We start from the raw sequence: 21,089 nt of genomic DNA, 5'->3' as shown, positions 1-21,089 counted from the left end.
CCGACACATTCGTGGCAAGCGCTACTAAAGTTGGATCAGCGAAAAATCTCAGGGAGCAGATATGACTCGCAAATTCATACTGAAAGACGACAAGACCGATCACAACGGCGTCGTGATGGAAGGCATCGAGGGGTCTTCGTTTTCCGGGAGGCCGATGGCCTATATCGGAGCGCCCGTCATGTGCCACACCTGCAATACCCAAGGTGTCATCGTGTCGGATGGAACTCCGCACACGCTGACGGTAATGGGGAAACAGGTCGCTCTCGAAGGCGACCTGTGTCAGTGCCACTGTCAACCCCAGCCGAAGCTTGTGGCATCGCAAACCACGGGAACGCTTTCCGCCTGAAGCGATTTGTGCTTTCGATGATCGGCCCGAGGACCGTCCCCCTACAACCCCGCCCGAAACTCAATCCGCCGATTCCTTACCCGCCCATCACTCGTATCGTTCGATGCAATTGGCTGGTCACGACCCACACTCGTCGCCGTCATCTGTTGCGGCGAGACCCCCTTGTCGACGAGAGTACCGAAGAAGAGTCGAAGCGCTACTCTGAGGCGGATGAACACAAGCATTTTGCGCAACTGACCTCGTAATGCGGAGCAAGTATGTATGACTACCTGACCAGTGTTGACGTGAACTGTCCCGTCGATGAGTCGGAAGAGAAGCGGCGGCTCAACGTTCAAAAGCCCGCGGCAGACAAGACCGAGGACGGATATGTCGTCTTCGAGATGAACGACGTTTATCTCGATGTATGCAACGCCTCCTACCAGCAGCTGGGCTGGGGAACGCTCGCCTTCCTGATTGGTTTTCCGGCGGCGGCCTATGGAGGCTGGCAAACTGCGCTGTTTACCCGATACGGTGAACTGGTTCCCGTGTTCTGGGCACTCGTAGCGGGCTGGATGTTAATCGGTGTGCTCACGGTAGTGCTCCTGTTCCGGGATTGCTTCGGGTACCGGCACAAGACGGTCCGGTTTAACCGCAAGAACCGCATGGTTTACGCATTCAGGCGCAACGGGCCCGGCGGCGTGGTAGCCGTCCCGTGGGACAAGGCGTTTTTCTTCCCGCATCGCCAGACGTCTGTCGCGATATTCGGCGGCGCGCCAACGGTCATGCGTTGCTACGTCATGGACGACGATGGGAAGACCATCAAGGACACGTTCAGTTTCGGCGTTCGCGTGGTCAATGGTGACGATGAAACCGACGAGTGGGGAAAAAAGGTTCTCGGAGAGGTCCTCGCCAATTTCGAGTTCATCCGACGGTTTATGGAGGATGGGCCGGAGCACTTGACCGTGGACCGATATATGCCAAAGGGGCCCTCGCTAAAGGCATCGTTTAGCATCTGGTTCGACGGCTTCAAAGAGGTCGGCAGCGTCGTCAAGGTCCTGATGGCATTTGTCGCCCTTCCGACTGTCATTCTCGCGACGCTTCACTACATCGCGCAGTTGACCAGCCGAGAGCCTGTATGGCCGGATGATGTACAGCGTGCATCGGCGTCCGATGAGACCTCAGTAACGGTCATTGCGTAGGGTAAAGATGACTCGCAAATTCATACTGAAAGACGACAAGACCGATCACAACGGCGTCGTGATGGAAGGCATCGAGGGGTCTTCGTTTTCCGGGAGGCCGATGGCCTATATCGGAGCGCCCGTCATGTGCCACACCTGCAATACCCAAGGTGTCATCGTGTCGGATGGAACTCCGCACACGCTGACGGTAATGGGGAAACAGGTCGCTCTCGAAGGCGACCTGTGTCAGTGCCACTGTCAACCCCAGCCGAAGCTTGTGGCATCGCAAACCACGGGAACGCTTTTCGCCTGAAGCGACTTTTGGTTGCGATGATCGGCCCGAGGGCCATCCCCCTACAACCCCGCCCGAAACTCAATCCGCCGATTCCTTGCCCGCCCATCACTCGTATCGTTCGATGCAATCGGCTGGTCAGGACCCACACCCGTCGCCGTCATCTGCTGTGGCGAGATCCCCTTGCCGACGAGATAGCCCTTGACAGCATCGGCACGCGCCTGGCTCAGCGCAATATTCGAAGTGCGATTGCCCGCGTTGTCCGTATGCCCAATGATCGCCACAGTACGCGTATTCATCTTCACAAGCACGGCCGCCATCTGATCGAGGATCGCGCGGCCTTGCGGCGTGAGCGTCGCGCTGCCCGTTTCGAATTCGATCGTGCGATTCGCAAGCGTCTGGTCGAGCAGCCCCTGCTCGGACGCGCTCACGCGCAACCCATTGCGAATCGTATAGGTCGGATTGAGCGCGGTGGCCATATCGCTCGCGATCTGCTGGCGCGTGGCCTCGTTGCCCACCTCGCCGCGCACGTCGATTTGCGTGCCGTCGATCTTCAGCTGTCCTTTGTGGATCTGCTTGAGCTGCGCGTTGAGTAGCTTCTGCACGTTGTCCGACCAGTTGGGCGGCGTCGCAACGTCGCCCACTTCGATCTGATCCACGACGTTCCCCGCGCCATAGGTCTCGCGCAGGCGCGCGAGCACGGCCGCGTGCGTGGCTTCGTCGGGCACCTTGCCGCCTGCCACGACCTGACCGGGCACCGTATCGACAGGCGCGGGCGTGGACGTGGCGGTCGAGCGGGGCACAGTGGCAGCATTAGAGGCCGCCGGGTTCGCCGCCGGAAGCTCAGTCGTGCTGACCTGCGCGCCGCTGTTGTTCACGGGCGTGACGCGAGCAGGGCTCGCATCGTCGGCCCACGCGTTTGCGCCAGCGAACCCGAACACGCCAGCCGCGAGCGCCACAGCCATCGCCGTACGCACAGGAATCCGCGCCCGTTTATCCGCGCCGCGCATGCCCAGCCTCCCCAACGAACGCTTCCTGGAACGTGTCGATTGCAAGACGCAGCGACAATTGCGGCTGATCGAGGTAGCTGACGAGTTTGCTGATGCCATGGTCGCTTTGTGCGTGACCGTCGATCCATTCGGGATCGTCGATATCGATGTTGTGGGCGGCGTAGGTTTGCGGATCGACCACGCTGTGCAGGGTACGCGCCGAGGCGCCGTTGAAGCCGACGATGAGCCGTTCGCGCTGCGCGATGGTGCCGATGAAGATAGCGAGTTCGAAGTCCGCCTTCGAAACGAACGGCGCGATCAGCTCCAGCCAGAATGCGGCCACGAGGCTGCGGTAGAACGGGTCGGTCGGCAGCGGCAGTGTGAGGCCGCGCTCCAGATGCGAGGAGCCGCTCGTCATCACGGGCCGCAGGAGAGACCCGAGCGCGAGCATCGCGCCGCGCAGGCGCACGGGGTGGCCGCTCGCGAGCAGCATTCGCTCGAGGCCTTCGAGCGTCTGATGTTCGACGAAGTCGTTGAAAGTGCCGTCGTGCGGGTTGCCCACGCCGCCTACGTCTACGGGCACCTGGGTTTCGCCGAGCGCGTGCAGCGCGCCCGCCGGCTCGCTCGCGCCAAGGAGCGGCTGCATCTGCTGGGCGGCGCGCGACCACAGCCGCGCGAAGGCGAGCGGGCTGCGCGCGAGAAAGGCGAGCGGCTGCTCGACTTCGAGCGCGGTGGCCGCGAGAAACGGAAAACGCCGCGACGACTGGTCCTGGCTCGCCACCATGTGCCCGGCGATTGCGAGCTTGCTCTGCGAGCCGAGAAACGCGAAGTGCATGGGTTGCGCTTCGCCATAGACGATCTTCCAGCGCGGATCGTCGGCGAGCAGTTCCATCGCCTGTGCGATCCAGCGGTCCAGTGTCTGCAGCAACTGCGGATTGTGCGCACTCTTGACGAAGTCGCCGCGCGACGGAATCTTGCCGAAGTACGCGATCTGCGCCTGAACGGACTGCGTCATTGCGCGGTTCCTCCTGTCTGAGTGGGGGCCGCCGATGTTGTCACGGCAGCCACGGCAGCGGGCGTAGCGCTCGCGCTGGCCGCGGGGTTGGCAGCCGCACTGTTCACCGTCCCGACGCTTGCGATCGAAGAGGGCAACTGCACGCCGCTCAAGCCTTGCTGCTGCGGCGCGTTACCGCTCGCGGCCGTAGGCTGCGAGGTGCTGACGATGCGCATGCTCACCGATACGGTCACGCTGCCTTGCGTCCACGAAAGGTCGAAGGTGTCGTCCGGATGGCGCGTGCGCTGCGCCGAGTTGATGAGTTTCTCCAGACCGTAACGTCCCGGCTCGTTGACGAACTGGATCGTGCGACCGTCGAACGTGGTGGCCGAGAGCGTCGCGCCCGGCGTGCCTTGCGGATTGGGCCAGACGAAGTTCGTCCACTGCGGCGGCGTGTTGCGGTAGCGCAGTTGCTGTCCATCGATCGCAATCGTGTACTCGGTCGTGCCGCTCGAAGGCTGCGGCAGGATCTGGAACACGGTCTGCGGCTCGGACGAGCCTTGTCCCGCGCCTGCCGCGCCGCCCGCAAGCGGGGCCACCCAGCGTGCGAAGCCGGTCGTGAAGTCGGGCGTGAGCGCGAGGCCCATGTCGCCCCAGGTGCGTGCGGAGAGGGTGTCGCCGCGGCGCACGGCGAGCGGCCCGAGCGTGGTGCCGACGAACTTCGAGATCGCACCGTCCGGTCCGAACATCTGGGCGATTTCGCTCGCGCCGGCTTCGATCTTCGCGCTGCCCGCAAACGGGTACTTGTTTGCGAGCGAGGCCTGGAACGGTTGGTACACCTGCGCATTCCAAACCTTGTTCACTTCCACGGTCGCAGGCTGGATCACGACGGCGTAGGCCTGCATGAGCGGGCGCACGAGCAGCGGACGCAAGGCCTTCTTCTGCGCGTCGGTCAAGCCCGTGAGCATCTGCTCGTCGACGAACTTGAGCGAATCGGAGAGTTCGGAGCCGTTGCCGTCCAGCGTTTGCTGCATGAGCTGGCGCGCGCCTGGTCCCGGGTCGCCCTGATTCTTGATGACGTTCAGACGCGTGCGCACCTTCGAGAGCGAGTCCATGTAGCCGCCGAGCAGCGACGCGTTGTCGTGCGTCACGACCATGCGGCCCAGACCCGCGAACGCCTGGCCGATCGGACCCATCGAAGGCTCGACCGGATTGCCGTTGAGGTCGAGATTGGCCGTGACTGTGTTGCCCGACATGCGCGAGAACCATTGCTTGACCCAGCCCGTCACGCCGCTTTCCGCGCGCTTGATGCTCACGCTCGCGAGCGACGGGTTGTCCCACGAGGTCTGGTCGTACGCGGTTTCGAGGATCTTGCGGATCGGCGAATCCTGCGGGTCGCCCAGGCGATTCATCGCATCGACCGCCTGGCCGAACGTGCCGAAGTCCTGCACGGCAATGCCCTGCATGAACTTCTGCCAGTTCTGCGCGTACTCGGTCTTGTACATCGACACCAGCGCCTTCTGGATCTGCTCGGGGCTGCCTTCGAGCGTGAGATCGTCTTGTGCGGAGGTGTTGAGCACCCAGTCCTTCGCCTGCAGTTCCTTCGTCGCGGCATCGCGGATAGCGGGCTGCACGTACTGGAACCACGCCTCGCGCGTGAAGGTGCCGGAAATCGCGTAACTGCCCGCAATCAGCGAGGTATTCGTATCGCCGACGATGCGCGCAACCGTCATGGGCGCGAAACGCGTGGAGGCGCGCGCCTTGATCTCCTCGTACACACGCTGACGAGCCGGCATGCCGCGCACCACGTGGCGCAGGTTTTCGCGCGTCTGGTCGACGAGCGCGAGGTTCGCGTCGATCATCGGCCAGTCGTCGTCGGATACGCGCGCGAGGTAGAACGTGATCATGCGCTCGGCGCTCTTGATCATCTCGTCGCGAGGCATGTTGCCGCGATTCGTTTCGAGCCAGCCGCGCCAGAAGCGCGCGATCTGATCGGTCAGGTGCGCGGCCTCGACGTGACGCTTGTCGGAGAGCATCAGGTAAGTCTTGAGCGCGTTATAGGCGTCTTCGACGCTCGTGGACGAGGCGGCGCTATAGAGGCCGCCCTGGCTGCCGCCCGCCATCGCCGTGTGCGCCGATACGGGAATCGCGCCCGAATCGGGCGTATGCGACATCGGCGCGAGCAGTTCGGGGTGCGCGTCCACGTCCTTGAGGAACGAGGCGAGATTCTGCGAGACGGGCGTCAGCATGATCTGCCGTACGCCGCTGTAATACTCTTCGAGCAGATGCTGTTCGAGCCGGTCGCCCTGGTAGAGGCCGAGCGAAACGGCGAGCGGGCGGTCGCGGCGGAACTGCTCGAGCTGCTCGATGCGGTCTTCGAGAATGTCCATGGCCTGCAGGCGCGACTGCAGGTCGTTGCGGTTCTGCTGGAGGCGCTCGACGTTGTCGAGGTCGGCCTGTACATTCGCCACGAGCTGCTGGTTGCCGATGGTCGACCACGTCCAGCCGCCCAGCGCGAGCGCGAGCACCGCCACGAAGCCGAAGAACGTGGCGTATCGCAGACGCGTCTTGGCAGGGCTCGCGAACTGCTTCACGGTTTGCCGGTCTGCGAAGATCACTTTCGAGAACAGGTCGCGCAGGAAGAAGCCGTTCTTCGAGAACGCGCTATGCGGCTTGGGCAGCCCCTCGGCGGAGAGCACGAAACGGTTGGCAATGCGCTGCGCGGCGGCGCTGCTGGTTTCGCCTTCCTGCAGCGCGCTCGTGAAATAGAAGCCGCGGAAGATCGGCTTGTACTGGAACGGGTTGTTCTCGAACAGCGTGGCGAGGAACGCGCGCAGCGCGGGCTTGATCGCCGAGAATTCGAGCGGGAAGCTCAGTTGCCCAGGCGAGAGCTGCTTGCCGCGGCTCAGCGACATCTGCGCGATGCTGATTTCCTTGAGGCCTTCGTAAAGCTCTTCGAAGCGCTCGTCGAACAGCGCCACGATATCGCGCTTCTCGTCCGGCTCGTAGGGCAGGGTGGCGCCCCACACGCGGTCGTACTCCTGGCGGTCGTTGCTGCTGAAGAATTCGGTGAAGCCGGTAATCAGGTCGGCCTTCGTGAACATCACGTAGACGGGCGCGAACACTTCGAGCTTCTCGGTCAGTTCCTGCACGCGCTGGCGCAGGTTCTTCGCGAGGTTGATGGCGAACTCGGGGCGGTTGCCCGTGAGTTCCGCGATGCTCGCGGTGACGATGATGCCGTTGATCGGCGCCTTCGGACGATGGCGCTTGAGCAGGCCGAGAAAGCCGAGCCATTCGCTGCGGTCTTCCTCGTGGACCGAATAGCGGCCCGCCGTGTCGAGCAGGATGCCTTCGGTCGTGAAGAACCAGTCACAGTTGCGCGTGCCGCCGATGCCGTGCACCACGGCGTCGTGCTTGTCGGCGAAGGGGAATTGCAGGCCCGAGTTCAGCACGGCGCTGCTCTTGCCGGCCGCCGGATTGCCGATGACGATGTACCACGGCAATTCATACAGGGCCGAGCCGCCCGAAAGCTGGCCGATCTTCGAGGTCTTGATGGTCTTGACGGCGTCGACGAGCCGCGTGCGCAGCACGTCCAGCTCCGCTTGCCTGGCGGGCGCGGCGGCCGGCGCGCCGTTGTCAGTCTGCGCCTGCTGCTCCAGCATGTCGCCGAGCTTGCGGTTCGCGCGCCGCACGCGCGCGCGGCGCCAGAGCCAGAACACGAGCCAGATCGCGAACAGCGCGCCGAGCACGGCAGCGGGCCAGACCGGGCTGATTTGCAGTGCATCGGCAGCGATGAACAATGCGGCCGCGAGTGCGATCACGCCGACGACAGAGAGCGTGCGCGTGTTTGTCAACACGTTGAAGAAGCGTTGCATAAGCCGTTCAGGTCCTGGTGCCTTGGGTGCTGTTTGTCGTGGTGTGCGGTGTCGTCACGCAGCAAGAGGTTTTGCCGCCCGGCAGAATGAATGAACGCCCCATAAAACTCCCCAATTATTTCCCGCTGCGCCTCATTTAACAATTGCCGGCGCGCGACCCAGAACGAAGCCGGGTTTGTGATATTCGACGTGGCCCAGGTCCATCAATTTCCAGCGTCCGCCCCAGGTCAGGCCAACCTGCTCGGCCACCTGGCCGTATAACTGATAACCCCGCATCCCCCAGGGATCTTTTTCTGAAATGACGAGCTTGCCGTCACGCAGAAATGCGTTATCGGCCGCGAGTCCATATTGGTGATAGCTTTGGAAAGCTGCCGCATTTGTCACATTACCGCCCAATTGCGCAAGCCGGTTTTGCCGCTCGGGGCTGCGGTAACCTTCCAGTAGTGCCATTTCATAACCGTATTGCTCGCGCATGATTTTGTAGACGAGCAATAGCCGCGTGCGGAAATCGGCGTCCAGCAGATTCCAGTCGCGGCTTGCGTCGTGCAGCGCGGGCCGCACCTGCTCGACCTCCTTCGTGGCGAATACCTCGGGAGGCAGCGGCGGCGGTGGAACCAGCTGCTCGCCGTTCAGCAAGGCAGCGATTTTTTCATCCGGCACCCGGGGCGTGTCATCGTATTGAAATAACTGATGACCGCGCAATGTAATTGCAATGAGCGGCGGCGTCGCAAGAATACCTGCGGTAATGAAAATCAGCAAGCGTCGCCTGATGAGTATATTTTTCATATCGGCCATTCTCGAATGAGAAATTTTTGCCGACTTAAAGAACTGACTCCGGGCGTGAGTGGCGCTCGCTGAAGCGCGACGCATAATCAAATTATGCAATTCGAATAATGTGCTGAAAAGCGATGCACGTACGGCGGGCAGCAGCAATAGTGCGGCCAGTGGTACGGCAATGGCAAAATAGGCGACGAGAGCAATGGCGACCAAAAGCGAACCCGCGGAGTGGCAATTGTTTTTTGTAATGCTTGATTTTAGAATCAGCGCTGCCCGAAGTTGGGCCGCCTCGTATTATTGCGGTGAAACAGGCTCAATTCAATGAGCACAATGAGCACGATTCCAACGAGACAGTGAATGAGTGCGCCGGACAACTCTACCCCCAAGGCTGCGCCCAGCCTCCTCGCCGACACGCCTGCCAGCGTCCCGGGCGCACAGCCGGGCGGCTCGCGCATCCTCGCGAATCTCGAGGGCCGCGTCGTGCCGCCGGCCACGCCGCCCGGCACAGGAAGGCGCCCGCGCGCACCGATGCTGATCGGTGCGCTGGTTCTGATCAGCGCTGCCGGTTTCGGCGCCTGGCACGTGGCCGAGCGCGGCGCGCCGGCGAACGCCGGGACGCAGGCGGCTACCCCCGCGGTTGCACCGACCGTTGCCCCCGCAGGCGCTGCGCCAGCCGTTGCAAACGCGGCGAGCGCGCCTGATACGGCATCGGCTTCGCACACCGCCACCATCGTGAGCGACGACGAAAGCGCCGGCAACGCGAAGCCCGTACCCGACGCCGTTGCGTCCGCAACGGTACCCGACGATGGCCGGCTTTCGCGTGCGTTGGCCAATGGCGCGCGCGATGCCGGGGCGAGCACGCCGGCGGGCGGCGCGGCGCCGCTGGCGAGCGCGTCCTTAGACGCGAATCGCAAGCATCCGGCCAGGGGCGCCGAATCTCGCCACGAAGCGAAAAGCGCCGCGCATGCAGGGAACGCCAAGGCGGAGGCGCTGGCGAAGAAGCGCCACGATGGGCGTCCAGGCAGCCAGAAGGACGATTCCGATGTCGACCTGCTAGCCGTTCTCGTTGCCCGCACGAAGCCGGGCGATGGCAAGGACGCGTCCGCGCACGCGTCGAAGCCGGCGACAAGCAAGCTCACGCTCGCGCAGCAAGTCAAGGCGTGCGGAGAACAGGGCTTTTTCGAAGATCAGCTTTGCCGTTGGCGCGTCTGCGACGGGCATTGGGGCAAGGATCCGGCGTGCCCCGCGGCGGCGCGCGCGAGCACGGAGCATTGAGGCGTCAGCGCGCCTCTCTCGAACGCACGCGCACGTCATCAAGGGCGTTCGTTCGCCGAGTACTGTGAACACCCCGGCGAACACTCTGGCGGACACCCCGTTGCATCGCGAATCGTGGCCATCAGGTCTTCTGGGTGGACCATCAATTCGCGCACGAGACGCAGCATCGAATACTGGTCGAGCACGGCATGCCAACGTGGCGATTGCGTGAGGTGCTGCCAGACAGCAGCCAGTATTTCCGGATCTGCATGTTGCCCGTCCCACTGGGTGCTGGCGTATTTCAGGCTCGCCGGTGCGGACAACAACTGCATGCGGCTCGCGGCGTTGAGCATTCGCGAAGTGCCGTTGGCGGGCGCATCGCAGCAATAGAGTACGGCGTTCAGCAAGCCGGGCTCGTCGATGCCTTGTGCGCGTAGCGAGGCGCCGTGCAGTCGTACCGGCCCCTGCTGGGTCTCGAACGTATAGACGACGTTTTCTTCGGCGTGCGCGAGCAGGCGCAACCCGCGCATGAGCCGCGGGAGGTCGGTCGTTGCGGACTCGACGGATGCCTTCGCTTCGACGAGCAGGCGCACGTTCCAGACGGGCACGATATCGAAGCTCCTGGCGTGCAGCCGCTCCAGCAGGACCACGTCCCATTCCGTTTTGGCGCGCTCGTGCGTGCCCGGTATCGAGGCCGGAACGCGCATCGAACTCACGACACGATAAGCGTGCGAGTGCTCCTGCGCTGCGTTGAGCCGTTGAGCCAGGGCTTCGAGTGCCTGTACGGCCAGCGCTTCGACAGCCGCGCCGCGCCGCTGCGACGCCCGGCCTTGCGCCACGGCCGCCGGCGTACCCGGCCGCGGACCATATGCATCGAGCAATGATACGTACTGCTGCACAAGTGGATCGGGCGCCAGGGCTTCGATCCGGCACAGGCGCGCAAGTGCCGGACTGTCCCGCAGATCGACCAGCGCGGGCTCGAAGTCCGAGCCCTTCGCAAGCTCCGGCGAGGCGAGGACGTTTAGCACGGTTTCGTGAAGTCCCGCGTAATGGGCCTCGTGGTGCGCCAGTGACGCGGACGCATGCAGCCGCGCAAGGGCTTCGCGCTGCCAGGCTTGCAGGGCGCGCTGCTGTTTGGCCGGATGCGCGATCGCATTGACGGCGGCATGGATCTGCCGGCGGTCCTGATCGGCCTGTGCCGAAAGCGACGCAAATTCGCGCACCTGCGGGGCGCGGTGCCGCAGCACCATCGCCTGAAATGCCCGGTCTCCGGAATCGGCGTGCATGGCCTCGGTGATCATGGCCGCGAGCGCGTCGATGAAACGCGGCTTCTGCGTCGCGTCCGGCGCTCGGCCATGCGCGATGGCTTCACGCGCCTGTTCGATGACGCGTGCCAGCGCCGTCGCCGGATTGGCGTCCCCAGGCGGCAGCGCCGAAGCCGCGGCCTCTAGCGGCAAGCGATAACGGCGTGGGACGTCGCGAAGGATCTGTTCGAGCAGCAGGGCGGGTGAGGACATCGGCGGTTGTGCAGCATGCGCGTGCGGGGCGATGAGGAACATAGTCTCACAACCCCGCGCCCCGCTAGTGGCGGGTGTGTTGCGCACGTGCGGCGCGTGTCTTCGCCGCCTTTTTTGCCGCGGCGGAACGGCCCGCTGCGCCCTTGGTCTGCGCAGCCTTCTTCGCCGCCGCCGAGCGGCTCGCCACGGGGCGGCGCGCCGCCGCGCTCTTCGCCTGCTTCGACACGGCTTGTGGCGACGCGCCCGCCCGGCTTTCGCCCTTGAGCACTTGCGTCGTCGTGCGCGAGCGTTTGGCCTTCGATTCCGTGTTCGCGCGGGCCGTTTTCGCGCCGTGGCCCGCCGCGCTATCCTTGGCGGCCTTCTTGCGCGTTGCTTCGCTGGTCTTGCCGGGCGCCGGCGGTTTCAGGTCCACACCGGCGCGCCGCGCCTTCGAGAGGCCGATGGCGACGGCCTGCTTCGCGGAACGCACGCCATGCTTGCCTTCGCGCACGCGATCGAATTCCTCTTTCACGAATTCGCCGGCCTGGGTGCTTGCGGATTTCCCCGCGCGCTTGTCAGCGCGCGCACGCTCGATCGTTTTCTTCTCGGGCATTTTGGCTCTCCTTGATGAGTGACCCTCTCATCCCAGCAAGCACCGTTCCGCACAGGCGCGCGAAGACCACGCAAAGTCATCAGACCGCCACGAAAGCCGGGCGTGGCTCGGCTGCGAGCATTTCGGCAACGAAGTCGAGAAACACGCGAGTCTTGTTCGGCAGCCGCCTGCCCGATGGATGCACGCCATGGATCGGCAATGGCGGCGGCGCAAAATCCTCCAGCACGCTGACGACCTCGCCGCTCGCCATCTCCGCGGCGAAGAGCCAGGCGGGCGCCTGAACCAGGCCCATGTGGGCCAGGACGGCCGCGCGAATCTGCTCCGCGTCGCCGGTGCGGAAATTGCCGGACGGAACCTGCCGACCCGGTCCTTCGACGTTCCGGAAACGCCATGGCCGCGGCTCGTGCTGGGGCGCGAAAACGACACAGGCATGCCGTTCAATTTCGTGTGGCCGTTCGGGGCGCCCGTGCTTTTCGAGGTATTGCGGCGTTGCGACGACAGCGACGGGACTCGAGGCCAGATGCCTCGAAATCATCGAGGAGTCGGCAAGCGGTCCGCTCTTGATCGAAAGATCGAAACCTTCCTCGACGAGATTGACGATCCGCTCCGTCGCGGAAAGGTCCACGGACACCTGCGGATAACGGGAGAAGAACACCGGCAGGTGCGGCACGACATACAGCCGGCCAAAGACTGGCGGCACGGTGACGCGGATCAGCCCACCCGGAGACAGCTGGCCATGCCCGACGGAGGACTCGAGATCCGTGAAGTCGCCAATGATGCGCAAGCCCGCTTCATAGACCGTTTGACCGGTCTCGGTAAGCGTCATGCTGCGCGAGGTGCGCCGCACCAACTGAGCGCCAAGATAGCGCTCGAGCGACGCAAGCTGCTTGCTGACCGCCGGCTGACCCACGCCGATGTCGCGCGCCGCCGCGGCGAAACTCCCGCTTTCGACGATGCGAATGAAAAGCTTGAGCGCGTCGAGCCGGTCCATTGCTTCTTCCCCAAAGCTTCCTGAGTGGAATTGATTTTATTCCATTTGCCATTCTTCCATGGTGTAAATGGAATCGATATCGTCATGCCCATCGACAACGTATTCACGCAACGACGGAGCCATGATGAGCATCGGACAACGCGCAAACCTGATCGAAGTGCGGCACAGACTCAGCGATGACGACCGCGAGGCAGCGAGGGCCTCGATCGAGCGCACGCAACGGCACTTCAACGAATTCCATGGAACGATGCGCGAGGCGTACGACGCCATGACCGCGCAGACGCCGGTGGCGGAGGGTGTCGGCATGGAGAGCATGGCGAACGCGGACGTGCAAGGGTGGTGGATTCGGCCGCGCGCCGCGCCTGCCCATCGCGCGATCCTGTTCCTGCACGGCGGGGCCTTTGTGCTCGGGTCTGCCTGGGGGTATCGCGGGTTCGCGAGCCAGATCGCGGTGCGCGCCGGCGTGGACACGTTCGTGCTCGACTATCCGCTTGCGCCCGAGCATCCGTTTCCCGCGGCGCACGACGCCGTGCTCGCCGCGCTGCGATGGCTGGCGCACGGCGGCATACGCGAAGTCGCCCTGGTTGGCGACTCCGCAGGCGGGGGCCTTGCACTTGCGGCTCTGGGTGTCGAGGAGCGGCCAGCGTTGAACATCGCGAGCGTGGCCGCTTTCTCGCCGTGGGTCGACCTGGGGTTGACGGGGCCGTCGTTCCACAGCGATGCGACCCGGGATGCCGTCCTGACGCGGCCTGTACTCGCCAATGCCGCCGCCGCGTACCTGGGCGCTGCCGATCCCGCGGATGGACGCGCGTCGCCGCTGCATGCCGTTCCCGGGCACCTGCCGCCCATCGCGCTCCAGGTGGGCACGGACGAATTGCTGTTGGACGACGCGCGCCGTTACGCGGCGGCCGCGGCGGAGCAGGCCAACGAGGTCCAGCTGGAAATCTACGAAGGACTGCACCACGTGTTCCAGCGCTCCACCCACGAGTTGCCGGGCGCGCGCAGTGCGCTGGATGAAGTCGCGCGATTCATCTCGCGATGCTGGACGCCTGACGCGTAGGCCTGCCTCAGCCCTGCTTGCGCACCTGCCCGATGGCGCGTTCACGCGCCGCCTGCGCTTGCTGCACGAGCCGGTAGGCGGCGTAGTACTTGTAGATATTGCGCACGTAGGTGGTCGTCTCGATCCCGATCTTCTCACCAACCACGATCTCGACATTGTTGAACCACTTGTCGGGCGAGAGCCCCCGGGCGGCCGCTTCCTTGCGCATCTTCGCGATCCGGGCCGGACCCGCGTTGTAGCTCGCGAACGCGAACAGGGCCCGGTCCGAATCGGAAAAGTGCGCATCCGGGAAGTAGCGGGACATCAGGAGATCCAGGTATTTCGCGCCGGCATGGATGTTCGATTCCGTCACGCGGATGTCACCGACGGCCAGCTCCTTGCCGGTCGACGGCATGAGCTGCATGATGCCGATCGCGCCAACGTGGCTGCGGGCGCTTTGATTGAGCTGCGATTCCTGGTACCCTTGCGCGGCGAGCATCAACGGATCGAAGTGATATTGCGCGCCGTACTTTTCGAAGAGACCGACCGTTTGCGTGAAGCGCTTCAGTTCGGCGTCCTCGGTATTGCTGGTGATCTGCTTGACGCGCTGCAGTTCCTGCTGTAGTCGCACTTCCGCCACGCTCTGCTTTTTCACGTAGCCAACGTAGAAGTCGGTGATGGCCTGCTGGAGTTTGGGACTCTGCTTGCGGATCGCCCAGCCAATATAGCCGGCGTCACGCACGGCCATGTCGTCGTGCACTACGATGCCCGGCAGCACCTGCGCCCAGAATTTCGCCTTCCAGTCATCGACGACGAGAATCTGGACCAGCCCGACATTGAGCATCTCCATGGCGTCCTCGTCCTCGAGCGCATCGGGCAGCAAGACCAGCTTCACCGGCGGCTTGCCGTCTTTTTTGAAGCGCGCGTTCAGGGCGGTCAGACTCTCGAAGTAGCTGCTGCTCGCGCGCACGTGCACGGTCTTGCCGCTCAGGTCGTCGAGTTTGTTGAGCGCGGGCGACTTCGGACCGGTGACGACTAGCTCCCGGACCGGCTTGCGGTCGCGCGGCGCGACGAAGTCGACCTGCTTGAGTCGCGTTTCGGTGGCGGTCAGATTGCCGGAGGCGATGTCCCCCTTCCCGGCCAGCAGAGCGGGAATGAGCTGGTCGCGCGTCGTCGGGATGATCACGAGCGTCAAGGGACGCTTGCCGAGGCTGCTCTGGTACGTCTTGTTCAGGTAGCGCTCGAAGTCGCGCATGAGCCCGGCAGTCAGCCCGCGCTCATGACCGAGCTCGTTGAAATAGAGCGTCCTGCTGTATGGCACCAGCACGCGGATCAGCCTGCGGTCGAGCATGGCATCGAAATCGCCGAACTTCGGCTGGATGGCCAGGTTGAGGCGGCGCGTGGTGATGGGCGTGGGGGCCGCGGGGGGCGAGGGCGCACTGGCTGGCCCAGCCGTCGCGGCCTGTGACGCCGCGGCTTGCGCAGGCGTTCCCTGGGCCGCGAGGCACCCTGTCGGCCGGCCGGCAATAGTCATCCCGAAAGCCAGGATGATCAGCAACGTATGAACAATACGCATGATGGCAGGGCCGAGTGTTCCGCGCCTTCCCATCATGTCACAGCCGCATAGGCTGGCTATGGGCCGATGGTCCTATAGAGAAAGTGAACAGCCGCTACTTCGCCGACGTCATGACGTCGCAGCCGCCGTGGGTGCCGGTGTTTTTCAGGGTGAGCGTAAGCCGGCTGCCCCGGTTCGCCGTGATGATCTGCCCGTAGCTCACCGTGGGAATGAACTGGATATCGGGCGCCACCGCCACAGGGGGATTCCTTGCGCCGTCGACGGTCAGGTCGAGCTCCACGGTGACCGAGTCGATTGCGACGCCCATATCCTGCTTGCGGTCGGCCTGTTCCTTCTTGAAGTTGCATAGGCCCGTGAGAACCTGCTCGAGGGCGGTCGGAATATCAACCGGCTTGCCCGGCGGGATCGGCGGCGTGTTGCAGCCGACGATCATGAATGGCAAAGCGCAAAGGACCACATATCGGCAGGCGCGCATCGGGTTCCCCTTTGATGAGCCAAAGGACGGCTTTGTCGAAGGGTGCCATGTGTGGATGCGCAGTCAATCGGACCTATGGCCTATGCGGAAGCTGCACGCCTAAAGTTCGTCTGCGCCCCCGCCGATATTAATTCTGTCCTCGCGGCTCCCGCATGAGCAGACCCTGTGCACGCCTGCCGTACGACTACCGCTGATGACTTCCCATTTAAAAGAAAAAAGAGCGCGTTATGAAAAATGAATACATTTCAAGGGCCGGGGTTGCCGCTTGCGCGATTGGCATGACGCTTCTGGCGGGCTGTGCGTCTTTGCCGAATAGCGAACTCGCGGCTCAGAATCGCGAAAAACTGCATTCCATCGCGCTGCTGAAGATGAACGAGCCCGCGGCAGAGAACGTGTGGAATCTGGGCGGGGCGGCGGGAGCGTTTGGCCTGCTTGGCGGACTGGTGCAGGCTGGCATCAACAGCAGCCATTCGAAGACTTACACGCAGAAAATCGCCGAACAGAAGATCGAGTTCGCACCGCTGGCCAGCGATGGGATCGTCTCGCGCCTGACCACGGACGGGTATCAGGTCGTCACGCTGACCGACCAGAAGGTCAAGCTTTCGGCGGACGGCAAATCGGACGACTACTCCGAAGTTCATACGGACGCCGATGCCATCCTCAATGTGTGGTTTGCGTCGTTCGGCTACGTATCGCCGCCTGAATCCATCGATTTCGTCCCATGGGTCGTCGTTCGCGCCCGCTTGCTGGATGCAAAAACGAAACAGGACATGTATTACAGGACCTACGCTTGCGGCTACGACATCAAGGCCAACAGCGTGCACATTGACAGCGATGTCGCGTACCGCTACGGGAGTTTCGGCAATCTGGAGGATCAGTTCGATCAGTCGGTGACGGGGCTCAAAGCGTGCGAGCAAGCCGTGGTGGCGATGATTGGACAGGATTTGGCGAAGACGCAGTGACGGGCCCTTTGCCACGCGGAGCCAAGTCGCGGCGGGCACGATGCGGGTTCAGCGCATCGAACCGGTGTCGTTGCCCGCATTCGCCCGCTTCTCGTGAATCACCCGGTCAGGCGCGCCCATAGCGTGCGTATGCGGCGCGCGCGCTCGTCGAACAGATACGACGCTGCGAGCGCGATCAGGCCCGACACGACCCCCGTCGCAATGTGTTCGAGAACATGAATGCGATAGTGACTCGTGTGCGCGTAGGCATCGCCGAGTATGGTCAGGCAGCCCACCAGCAGCGCGTTGCCATAGCGATTCGCGTACCACTTCGCTGCTGGCGTGAAGGTGAGCAGCACGGCGAGCGCGCCGGTGAACAGTCCCGTCTTGAATGCGATGGTCCAATGGGGCAAGCTCATGATGTTGCCCCAGCTCCCCGGCATGCAGGTCATGCACGCACTGGTTGGCTGCCAGAAGCGCTGAACGAATAATTTCAGGCGGCGTTGCCATTCGCTTTCCATCACGTACTCCCGGTGCAGGGTGTGCGGCCCCGCGGAAATCGTGCATCGCTTGCGCATTGTGCCGGGGCGCGCGCGCTGCGCTCCTGGCGCAAGCTATGCCGGGAGCGCGTTACGACGGTTCAATGCGCCATGGCGCCCGACGCCGGGTGATCCATGCCCATGGCGTCGTGCTTCATCGGCTTTTTCATCTGATCATGGCTCATCGCGCCGCCTTTGCTCATTGTATCGTGCGACATGGCGCCTTTGCCCATGGTGTCCTTCTGCATCGAGTCCTTCGACATGGCGTCGTTCGACATCGCGCCGCTAGCCTGCGCGAATGCCCCCGCGCTCATGCTCAACAGGGCGGCCGAGATGGCGATGGCTGCGAATCGGATCGTGTTCATTTGCATTGCTCCTTGCTGGGTGGAAAAAACCGTTGCCCCTTTTGCGGGCGGAAGTGAAACGGAGCCGTCGCATGACGTGGCGTATCAGGCGGCGGCAGGAAGACGTCACGAACCGCCGAACCAGTTGTAGCCCTGGTCGACCCAGTAGCCGCCTGGATACGCATTCGTGACGAAAATCTCGACGATGTGCTTCGGGTTCTTGTAGCCGAGCTTCGTCGGCATGCGCAGCTTCATCGGATAGCCGTATTTCGCCGGCAGGCGCTCGCCGTCGTAGTCGAAAGCGAGCAAGGTCTGCGGATGCAGCGCCGTCGCCATGTCGATGCTTTCGTAGTAGTTGTCGGCGCAGCGAAAGCCCACGTATTTCGCGGTGAGATCCGCATCGACCCGGCGCAGGAAATGCGCGAATGGCGTGCCGCCCCAGCGGCCTATCGCGCTCCAGCCTTCGACACAGATATGTCGCGTGATCTGCTCGGCGTGCGGCAGCGCGTACAACTCGGGCAGCGTCCAGACGCGCTGGCCCTTGACGAGCCCGCTGAGCCTGAGCCGATAGTCGCCGCCATCGACCACGGGCGCCTCGCTTTCGCTATAGAACGCGTTGAAAGGGAAGGGCCGCGTGATCTGGGCTTCGGTGTAGGTGGGTGCGAGCCGGGTCGGGTCGAACAGCCATGCCTGCACGCGATCGTTGAGCCGGGAAACGGCGCTGAGGAACGTGTTGACCGAGGCGTCGTCGGTGATCGTGCAGCCGCTCAGCAGCGAAAGCCCGCCGAGCGTGAGCATGCGCTTGCCGAACAGGCGCCGTGACGGCATGTCGAGTTCGCGCCGTGCATCGGCAAGAATCGCCGCGCGGTCGATTGCGATGATCCTGCGGTCTTGCGTGTTCATCTGGAATCCTTATCGATATCGAAGGATGGTGACTCGAATGGCATCGGGCGGCGTGTTCAGCGTCCGCGCAGCATGGTGAGCAGCGAGCGCGGCACGAGCGCGACCATCGTCACGTGAACGAGCACGAACGCCGCAAGCACGGACATCGCGCAAAAGTGCACGACGCGCGCGCGGTCGTATCCGCCCATCAACTCGCGCAGCAGCGGGAACTGTACCGACTTCCAGATCGCAAGGCCCGACAGCACGAGGACCACGAGGTCGGCGATCGCAACGAGATAGGCGAGTTTCTGCACGGCGTTGTACTGGCTCAGGTCGGCGTGCGAGAGCCGGCCCGTGAGCGCGGCGCGCAGATCGTGCAGCACGGCGCGCGGGCTCAGCGGGAAGAACTTCGTGCGCCAGCGGCCGGTGGCGAGATTCATGGCGAGATAGAAGAGGCCGTTGAAAAACAGCAGCCACATTGCCGCGAAATGCCATTGCAGTGCGCCACCGAGCCAGCCGCCGAGGGTGACCGAGGTTGGAATGACGAAGCCCGCGAACACGGGAGACGCATCGTAAATGCGCCAGCCGGAGAACATCATGATCAGCGCCGCGAGCGCATTGAGCCAATGCGTGACGCGCAGCCAGAGCGGCTGGATGGCGCGTGGGCCGCGCACGCTGGCGGCAAGTGCGGGCGATTCACCGATCGACGTGTGCATGGCGATTCCTGGTTGGCGCGGAGTTGACAGTGAATTCGCTGTGGCGCGCGCGCCGGTTACATCGCGTCGAGAAAAAATTCGCGCGACCGGGGGCGGATAAAAATAAATCGCCGAGGCTGTAACCCAACTGGCATGGCGACCGAACTACCCGCAACGGGCGTACGCTCGCGCTACGCGAAAGAGGCAGAAGGTGGGTCTGACCAGCACATGGGCGGCGATGACGGAAGGGGCGACGCCCGGCGCGCGCGCCGGGGCAGCGCATGCCGTTGCGGGGCGCGAAGCGTTCGGCTACGCTCACGCGAACGGACGCGAAAGCGGCGGCGTTCGTAATCGGTTTGAAAGCTCGCCTTTGCAAGACCCGGCGAGCACCATGCCCGCAAGCCCGTTAACAATTCGTCGCGACCATCCAGGACGACCTTTGCACTCCGCGGAAACCCGTCTCAAAGCGCTTTTCGTCAGCGGCCTGGAAGGCGACGCGCAAGCGTATCGCGACTTCCTCGAGGAACTCACGCGCCATTTGCGCGGCTACCTGCGCCGCCGCATCCCGCAGTTGCGCGACGACGTCGAGGACCTCGTGCAGGAGATCCTGCTGGCGGTTCACAACGCGCGTCACACATGGCGCCCCGACGAACCGCTCACGGCCTGGGTGCACGCGATCGCCCGCTACAAGCTGATGGACTTTTTCCGCTCGCGCGCACGCCGCGACGTGCTCAACGACCCGCTCGAAGATCACACCGATCTCTTCGCCGCGCCCGACGACGAACCCGCGCAGGCACGCCGCGATATCGGCAAGCTGCTCGAGCAATTGCCCGACAAGCAGCGCTTGCCGATCGTCCACGTGAAGCTCGAAGGGCTTTCGGTCGTGGAAACGGCGAAGCTCACGGGACTCTCCGAATCGGCGGTCAAAGTGGGCATTCATCGCGGTTTGAAGGCGCTTGCCACGCGCATCAGGGGAGCGCGATGAAAACCGACGATCTGATCAACCTCCTCGCCGCCGGCGATGCGCGCGTGGACCGCAAGGCGGTGCTGCGCCGCTTCGCGCGGGCGCTGGCGCTCGGTTTTGCGGGCTCGGTCGTGCTGATGAGCGTGGTGTTCGGCGTGCGGCACGATCTCATGAGTGTCATGCACACGCCAATCTTCTGGGCGAAGGTCGCGTTCCCGTTGTGCGTCGCGGCCGCTGCGGCGCTCGCGGTCAGCCGCCTCGGGCGGCCGGGCCGGCGCGGCGGCTATGCGTGGGCGTTGGTGGCGCTGCCGTTCGTCGCCGTGCTGGCGGGCGCATGGCTCGCGCTGGCCGACGCGGCACCCGCGCAGCGCATGCCGCTCGTGATGGGCCTCACATGGCGCACGTGCCCGTTCAATATCGTGCTGCTTTCGGTGCCCACGTTTGCGGCCGTGTTCTGGGCCGTGCGCGGTCTCGCGCCCACCCGCCTGCGCGCGGCGGGCGCAGCGGCCGGGCTCTTTGCGAGCGCGCTCGCGACCATTGCGTATTGCCTGCATTGCCCGGAGATGAGCCCGGCGTTCTGGAGCGTCTGGTATGTAATCGGCATGTTGCTGCCGGCCGGCATTGGCGCGTGGCTGGGGCCGCGGCTGCTGCGCTGGTAGCGGCGTGTGCCGGTCAACGGGCGTGAGCGCGCTTCACTGCTTCAGGAAGCGTTGCGCCAGGGCCTCGTACAGCGGCGGCGCGAATAGCCTGGAAACCTGGCTCGACACGAGTGCCGTTGCCATCAACGAGAGCACGAGCGCGTGCCCGTCGATCATTTCGATGACGATGACGAACGCTGTGATCGGGCTCT

The 21,089-nt window shown here is 64.0% G+C and carries 21 protein-coding genes and 1 pseudogene; 8 read left to right on the top strand and 14 right to left on the bottom strand.

Going from position 1 to position 21,089, the window contains the following annotated elements:
• Positions 1-61: 61 nt before the first annotated feature.
• The 3 genes from AB4Y44_RS30345 to AB4Y44_RS30335 all read left to right on the top strand — a co-directional run bounded on the left by AB4Y44_RS30345 (position 62) and on the right by AB4Y44_RS30335 (position 1,816).
• Complete coding sequence (locus tag AB4Y44_RS30345; protein ID WP_342924655.1) at positions 62-346, top strand: PAAR domain-containing protein; 285 nt, start codon at positions 62-64, stop codon at positions 344-346.
• 257 nt (positions 347-603) lie between these two features.
• Positions 604-1,524 carry a DUF6708 domain-containing protein gene (locus tag AB4Y44_RS30340; RefSeq protein WP_342924656.1) on the top strand — a complete coding sequence of 307 codons (921 nt, stop codon included), beginning with the start codon at positions 604-606 and terminating at the stop codon, positions 1,522-1,524.
• Between the two features lie 7 nt (positions 1,525-1,531).
• On the top strand, positions 1,532-1,816 hold the full coding sequence (locus tag AB4Y44_RS30335) for a PAAR domain-containing protein (protein WP_342924657.1): 285 nt from the start codon (positions 1,532-1,534) through the stop codon (positions 1,814-1,816).
• A 41-nt stretch (positions 1,817-1,857) separates the two neighbouring features.
• On the opposite strand, the gene AB4Y44_RS30330 is transcribed toward AB4Y44_RS30335, so the two are convergent.
• The 4 genes from AB4Y44_RS30330 to AB4Y44_RS30315 all read right to left on the bottom strand — a co-directional run bounded on the left by AB4Y44_RS30330 (position 1,858) and on the right by AB4Y44_RS30315 (position 8,643).
• On the bottom strand, positions 1,858-2,760 hold the full coding sequence (locus AB4Y44_RS30330; protein ID WP_368701669.1) for an OmpA family protein: 903 nt from the start codon (positions 2,758-2,760) through the stop codon (positions 1,858-1,860).
• Positions 2,761-2,788: 28 nt separating this feature from the next.
• Positions 2,789-3,799 (bottom strand): type VI secretion system-associated protein TagF, encoded by a 1,011-nt coding sequence (gene tagF / locus AB4Y44_RS30325; protein ID WP_321924928.1) that lies wholly within the window; start codon positions 3,797-3,799, stop codon positions 2,789-2,791.
• Positions 3,796-7,653, bottom strand: coding sequence for a type VI secretion system membrane subunit TssM (gene tssM / locus AB4Y44_RS30320; RefSeq protein ID WP_368701640.1), 3,858 nt, complete (start codon positions 7,651-7,653; stop codon positions 3,796-3,798). Before tssM ends, tagF begins: the two co-directional genes overlap by 4 nt.
• Positions 7,654-7,785: 132 nt before the next feature.
• Positions 7,786-8,643 carry a M15 family metallopeptidase gene (locus AB4Y44_RS30315; protein WP_368701639.1) on the bottom strand — a complete coding sequence of 286 codons (858 nt, stop codon included), beginning with the start codon at positions 8,641-8,643 and terminating at the stop codon, positions 7,786-7,788.
• Positions 8,644-8,787: 144 nt separating this feature from the next.
• Here AB4Y44_RS30315 and AB4Y44_RS30310 point away from each other — a divergent pair, with 144 nt between their 5' ends.
• Complete coding sequence (locus AB4Y44_RS30310) at positions 8,788-9,705, top strand: hypothetical protein (protein WP_368701638.1); 918 nt, start codon at positions 8,788-8,790, stop codon at positions 9,703-9,705.
• A gap of 38 nt (positions 9,706-9,743) precedes the next feature.
• Here the strand turns inward: AB4Y44_RS30310 and AB4Y44_RS30305 are convergent, their stop codons facing one another.
• The 3 genes from AB4Y44_RS30305 to AB4Y44_RS30295 form a co-directional block, all read right to left on the bottom strand.
• On the bottom strand, positions 9,744-11,201 hold the full coding sequence (locus tag AB4Y44_RS30305) for a 3-deoxy-D-arabino-heptulosonate 7-phosphate synthase (protein ID WP_368701637.1): 1,458 nt from the start codon (positions 11,199-11,201) through the stop codon (positions 9,744-9,746).
• Between the two features lie 64 nt (positions 11,202-11,265).
• Positions 11,266-11,793 carry a DUF6496 domain-containing protein gene (locus AB4Y44_RS30300; protein WP_342924663.1) on the bottom strand — a complete coding sequence of 176 codons (528 nt, stop codon included), beginning with the start codon at positions 11,791-11,793 and terminating at the stop codon, positions 11,266-11,268.
• A gap of 79 nt (positions 11,794-11,872) precedes the next feature.
• The gene (locus AB4Y44_RS30295; RefSeq protein WP_342924664.1) at positions 11,873-12,784 is read right to left on the bottom strand and encodes a LysR family transcriptional regulator; all 912 of its coding nucleotides are present in this window, start codon (positions 12,782-12,784) and stop codon (positions 11,873-11,875) included.
• Between the two features lie 121 nt (positions 12,785-12,905).
• Between AB4Y44_RS30295 and AB4Y44_RS30290 the strand changes: the two genes are divergently transcribed.
• The gene (locus AB4Y44_RS30290; protein WP_368701636.1) at positions 12,906-13,844 is read left to right on the top strand and encodes an alpha/beta hydrolase; all 939 of its coding nucleotides are present in this window, start codon (positions 12,906-12,908) and stop codon (positions 13,842-13,844) included.
• A 7-nt stretch (positions 13,845-13,851) separates the two neighbouring features.
• Here AB4Y44_RS30290 and AB4Y44_RS30285 read toward each other — a convergent pair whose 3' ends face one another.
• Complete coding sequence (locus AB4Y44_RS30285) at positions 13,852-15,399, bottom strand: transporter substrate-binding domain-containing protein (RefSeq protein ID WP_368701635.1); 1,548 nt, start codon at positions 15,397-15,399, stop codon at positions 13,852-13,854.
• 94 nt (positions 15,400-15,493) lie between these two features.
• Positions 15,494-15,874, bottom strand: a complete 381-nt coding sequence (locus AB4Y44_RS30280) for a hypothetical protein (protein ID WP_342924667.1) — start codon at positions 15,872-15,874, stop codon at positions 15,494-15,496.
• A 227-nt stretch (positions 15,875-16,101) separates the two neighbouring features.
• Here AB4Y44_RS30280 and AB4Y44_RS30275 point away from each other — a divergent pair, with 227 nt between their 5' ends.
• A complete protein-coding gene (locus AB4Y44_RS30275; RefSeq protein ID WP_342924668.1) occupies positions 16,102-16,836 on the top strand; it encodes a hypothetical protein in 735 nt (244 codons plus the stop codon).
• Between the two features lie 98 nt (positions 16,837-16,934).
• Here the strand turns inward: AB4Y44_RS30275 and AB4Y44_RS30270 are convergent, their stop codons facing one another.
• From AB4Y44_RS30270 to AB4Y44_RS30255, 4 genes are all read right to left on the bottom strand, one after another.
• Entirely contained in the window at positions 16,935-17,336 is a 402-nt protein-coding gene (locus AB4Y44_RS30270; protein WP_342924669.1) for a hypothetical protein, read from the bottom strand.
• A gap of 119 nt (positions 17,337-17,455) precedes the next feature.
• Positions 17,456-17,719 carry a pentapeptide MXKDX repeat protein gene (locus AB4Y44_RS30265; RefSeq protein ID WP_342924670.1) on the bottom strand — a complete coding sequence of 88 codons (264 nt, stop codon included), beginning with the start codon at positions 17,717-17,719 and terminating at the stop codon, positions 17,456-17,458.
• 105 nt (positions 17,720-17,824) lie between these two features.
• Positions 17,825-18,601: a molybdopterin-dependent oxidoreductase gene (locus AB4Y44_RS30260; RefSeq protein ID WP_368701634.1), complete on the bottom strand. Its 777-nt coding sequence runs from the start codon at positions 18,599-18,601 to the stop codon at positions 17,825-17,827.
• A 56-nt stretch (positions 18,602-18,657) separates the two neighbouring features.
• Positions 18,658-19,296, bottom strand: a complete 639-nt coding sequence (locus AB4Y44_RS30255) for a cytochrome b/b6 domain-containing protein (RefSeq protein WP_342924672.1) — start codon at positions 19,294-19,296, stop codon at positions 18,658-18,660.
• Positions 19,297-19,714: 418 nt separating this feature from the next.
• Here AB4Y44_RS30255 and AB4Y44_RS30250 point away from each other — a divergent pair, with 418 nt between their 5' ends.
• Positions 19,715-20,260, top strand: a complete 546-nt coding sequence (locus AB4Y44_RS30250) for a sigma-70 family RNA polymerase sigma factor (protein WP_342924673.1) — start codon at positions 19,715-19,717, stop codon at positions 20,258-20,260.
• A complete protein-coding gene (locus tag AB4Y44_RS30245) occupies positions 20,257-20,898 on the top strand; it encodes a DUF1109 domain-containing protein (RefSeq protein WP_368701633.1) in 642 nt (213 codons plus the stop codon). Before AB4Y44_RS30250 ends, AB4Y44_RS30245 begins: the two co-directional genes overlap by 4 nt.
• 33 nt (positions 20,899-20,931) lie before the next feature.
• Here AB4Y44_RS30245 and AB4Y44_RS30240 read toward each other — a convergent pair.
• Positions 20,932-21,089 (bottom strand): annotated as a pseudogene (locus tag AB4Y44_RS30240) (chloride channel protein); the annotation flags it as partial.

The sequence above is a fragment of the Paraburkholderia sp. BR10937 genome, from assembly GCF_040965695.1.
GTDB lineage: Bacteria > Pseudomonadota > Gammaproteobacteria > Burkholderiales > Burkholderiaceae > Paraburkholderia.
Note: the sequence above shows the minus strand (reverse complement) of the source record. Positions and strands in the feature narration are given on the sequence as shown.

What these genes read in the sequence shown, in the direction of transcription:
- AB4Y44_RS30340 (WP_342924656.1), top strand. Translation starts at nt 604, where the DNA reads ATGTATGACTACCTGACCAGTGTTGACGTGAACTGTCCCGTCGATGAG.
- AB4Y44_RS30310 (WP_368701638.1), top strand. Translation starts at nt 8,788, where the DNA reads ATGAGTGCGCCGGACAACTCTACCCCCAAGGCTGCGCCCAGCCTCCTC.
- AB4Y44_RS30330 (WP_368701669.1), bottom strand. Translation starts at nt 2,760, where the DNA reads ATGGCTGTGGCGCTCGCGGCTGGCGTGTTCGGGTTCGCTGGCGCAAAC.
- tagF (WP_321924928.1), bottom strand. Translation starts at nt 3,799, where the DNA reads ATGACGCAGTCCGTTCAGGCGCAGATCGCGTACTTCGGCAAGATTCCG.
- AB4Y44_RS30280 (WP_342924667.1), bottom strand. Translation starts at nt 15,874, where the DNA reads ATGCGCGCCTGCCGATATGTGGTCCTTTGCGCTTTGCCATTCATGATC.
- AB4Y44_RS30300 (WP_342924663.1), bottom strand. Translation starts at nt 11,793, where the DNA reads ATGCCCGAGAAGAAAACGATCGAGCGTGCGCGCGCTGACAAGCGCGCG.
- AB4Y44_RS30265 (WP_342924670.1), bottom strand. Translation starts at nt 17,719, where the DNA reads ATGAACACGATCCGATTCGCAGCCATCGCCATCTCGGCCGCCCTGTTG.
- AB4Y44_RS30335 (WP_342924657.1), top strand. Translation starts at nt 1,532, where the DNA reads ATGACTCGCAAATTCATACTGAAAGACGACAAGACCGATCACAACGGC.
- AB4Y44_RS30295 (WP_342924664.1), bottom strand. Translation starts at nt 12,784, where the DNA reads ATGGACCGGCTCGACGCGCTCAAGCTTTTCATTCGCATCGTCGAAAGC.
- AB4Y44_RS30275 (WP_342924668.1), top strand. Translation starts at nt 16,102, where the DNA reads ATGAAAAATGAATACATTTCAAGGGCCGGGGTTGCCGCTTGCGCGATT.
- AB4Y44_RS30270 (WP_342924669.1), bottom strand. Translation starts at nt 17,336, where the DNA reads ATGGAAAGCGAATGGCAACGCCGCCTGAAATTATTCGTTCAGCGCTTC.
- AB4Y44_RS30260 (WP_368701634.1), bottom strand. Translation starts at nt 18,601, where the DNA reads ATGAACACGCAAGACCGCAGGATCATCGCAATCGACCGCGCGGCGATT.
- AB4Y44_RS30345 (WP_342924655.1), top strand. Translation starts at nt 62, where the DNA reads ATGACTCGCAAATTCATACTGAAAGACGACAAGACCGATCACAACGGC.
- tssM (WP_368701640.1), bottom strand. Translation starts at nt 7,653, where the DNA reads ATGCAACGCTTCTTCAACGTGTTGACAAACACGCGCACGCTCTCTGTC.
- AB4Y44_RS30285 (WP_368701635.1), bottom strand. Translation starts at nt 15,399, where the DNA reads ATGCGTATTGTTCATACGTTGCTGATCATCCTGGCTTTCGGGATGACT.
- AB4Y44_RS30290 (WP_368701636.1), top strand. Translation starts at nt 12,906, where the DNA reads ATGATGAGCATCGGACAACGCGCAAACCTGATCGAAGTGCGGCACAGA.
- AB4Y44_RS30245 (WP_368701633.1), top strand. Translation starts at nt 20,257, where the DNA reads ATGAAAACCGACGATCTGATCAACCTCCTCGCCGCCGGCGATGCGCGC.
- AB4Y44_RS30305 (WP_368701637.1), bottom strand. Translation starts at nt 11,201, where the DNA reads ATGTCCTCACCCGCCCTGCTGCTCGAACAGATCCTTCGCGACGTCCCA.
- AB4Y44_RS30255 (WP_342924672.1), bottom strand. Translation starts at nt 19,296, where the DNA reads ATGCACACGTCGATCGGTGAATCGCCCGCACTTGCCGCCAGCGTGCGC.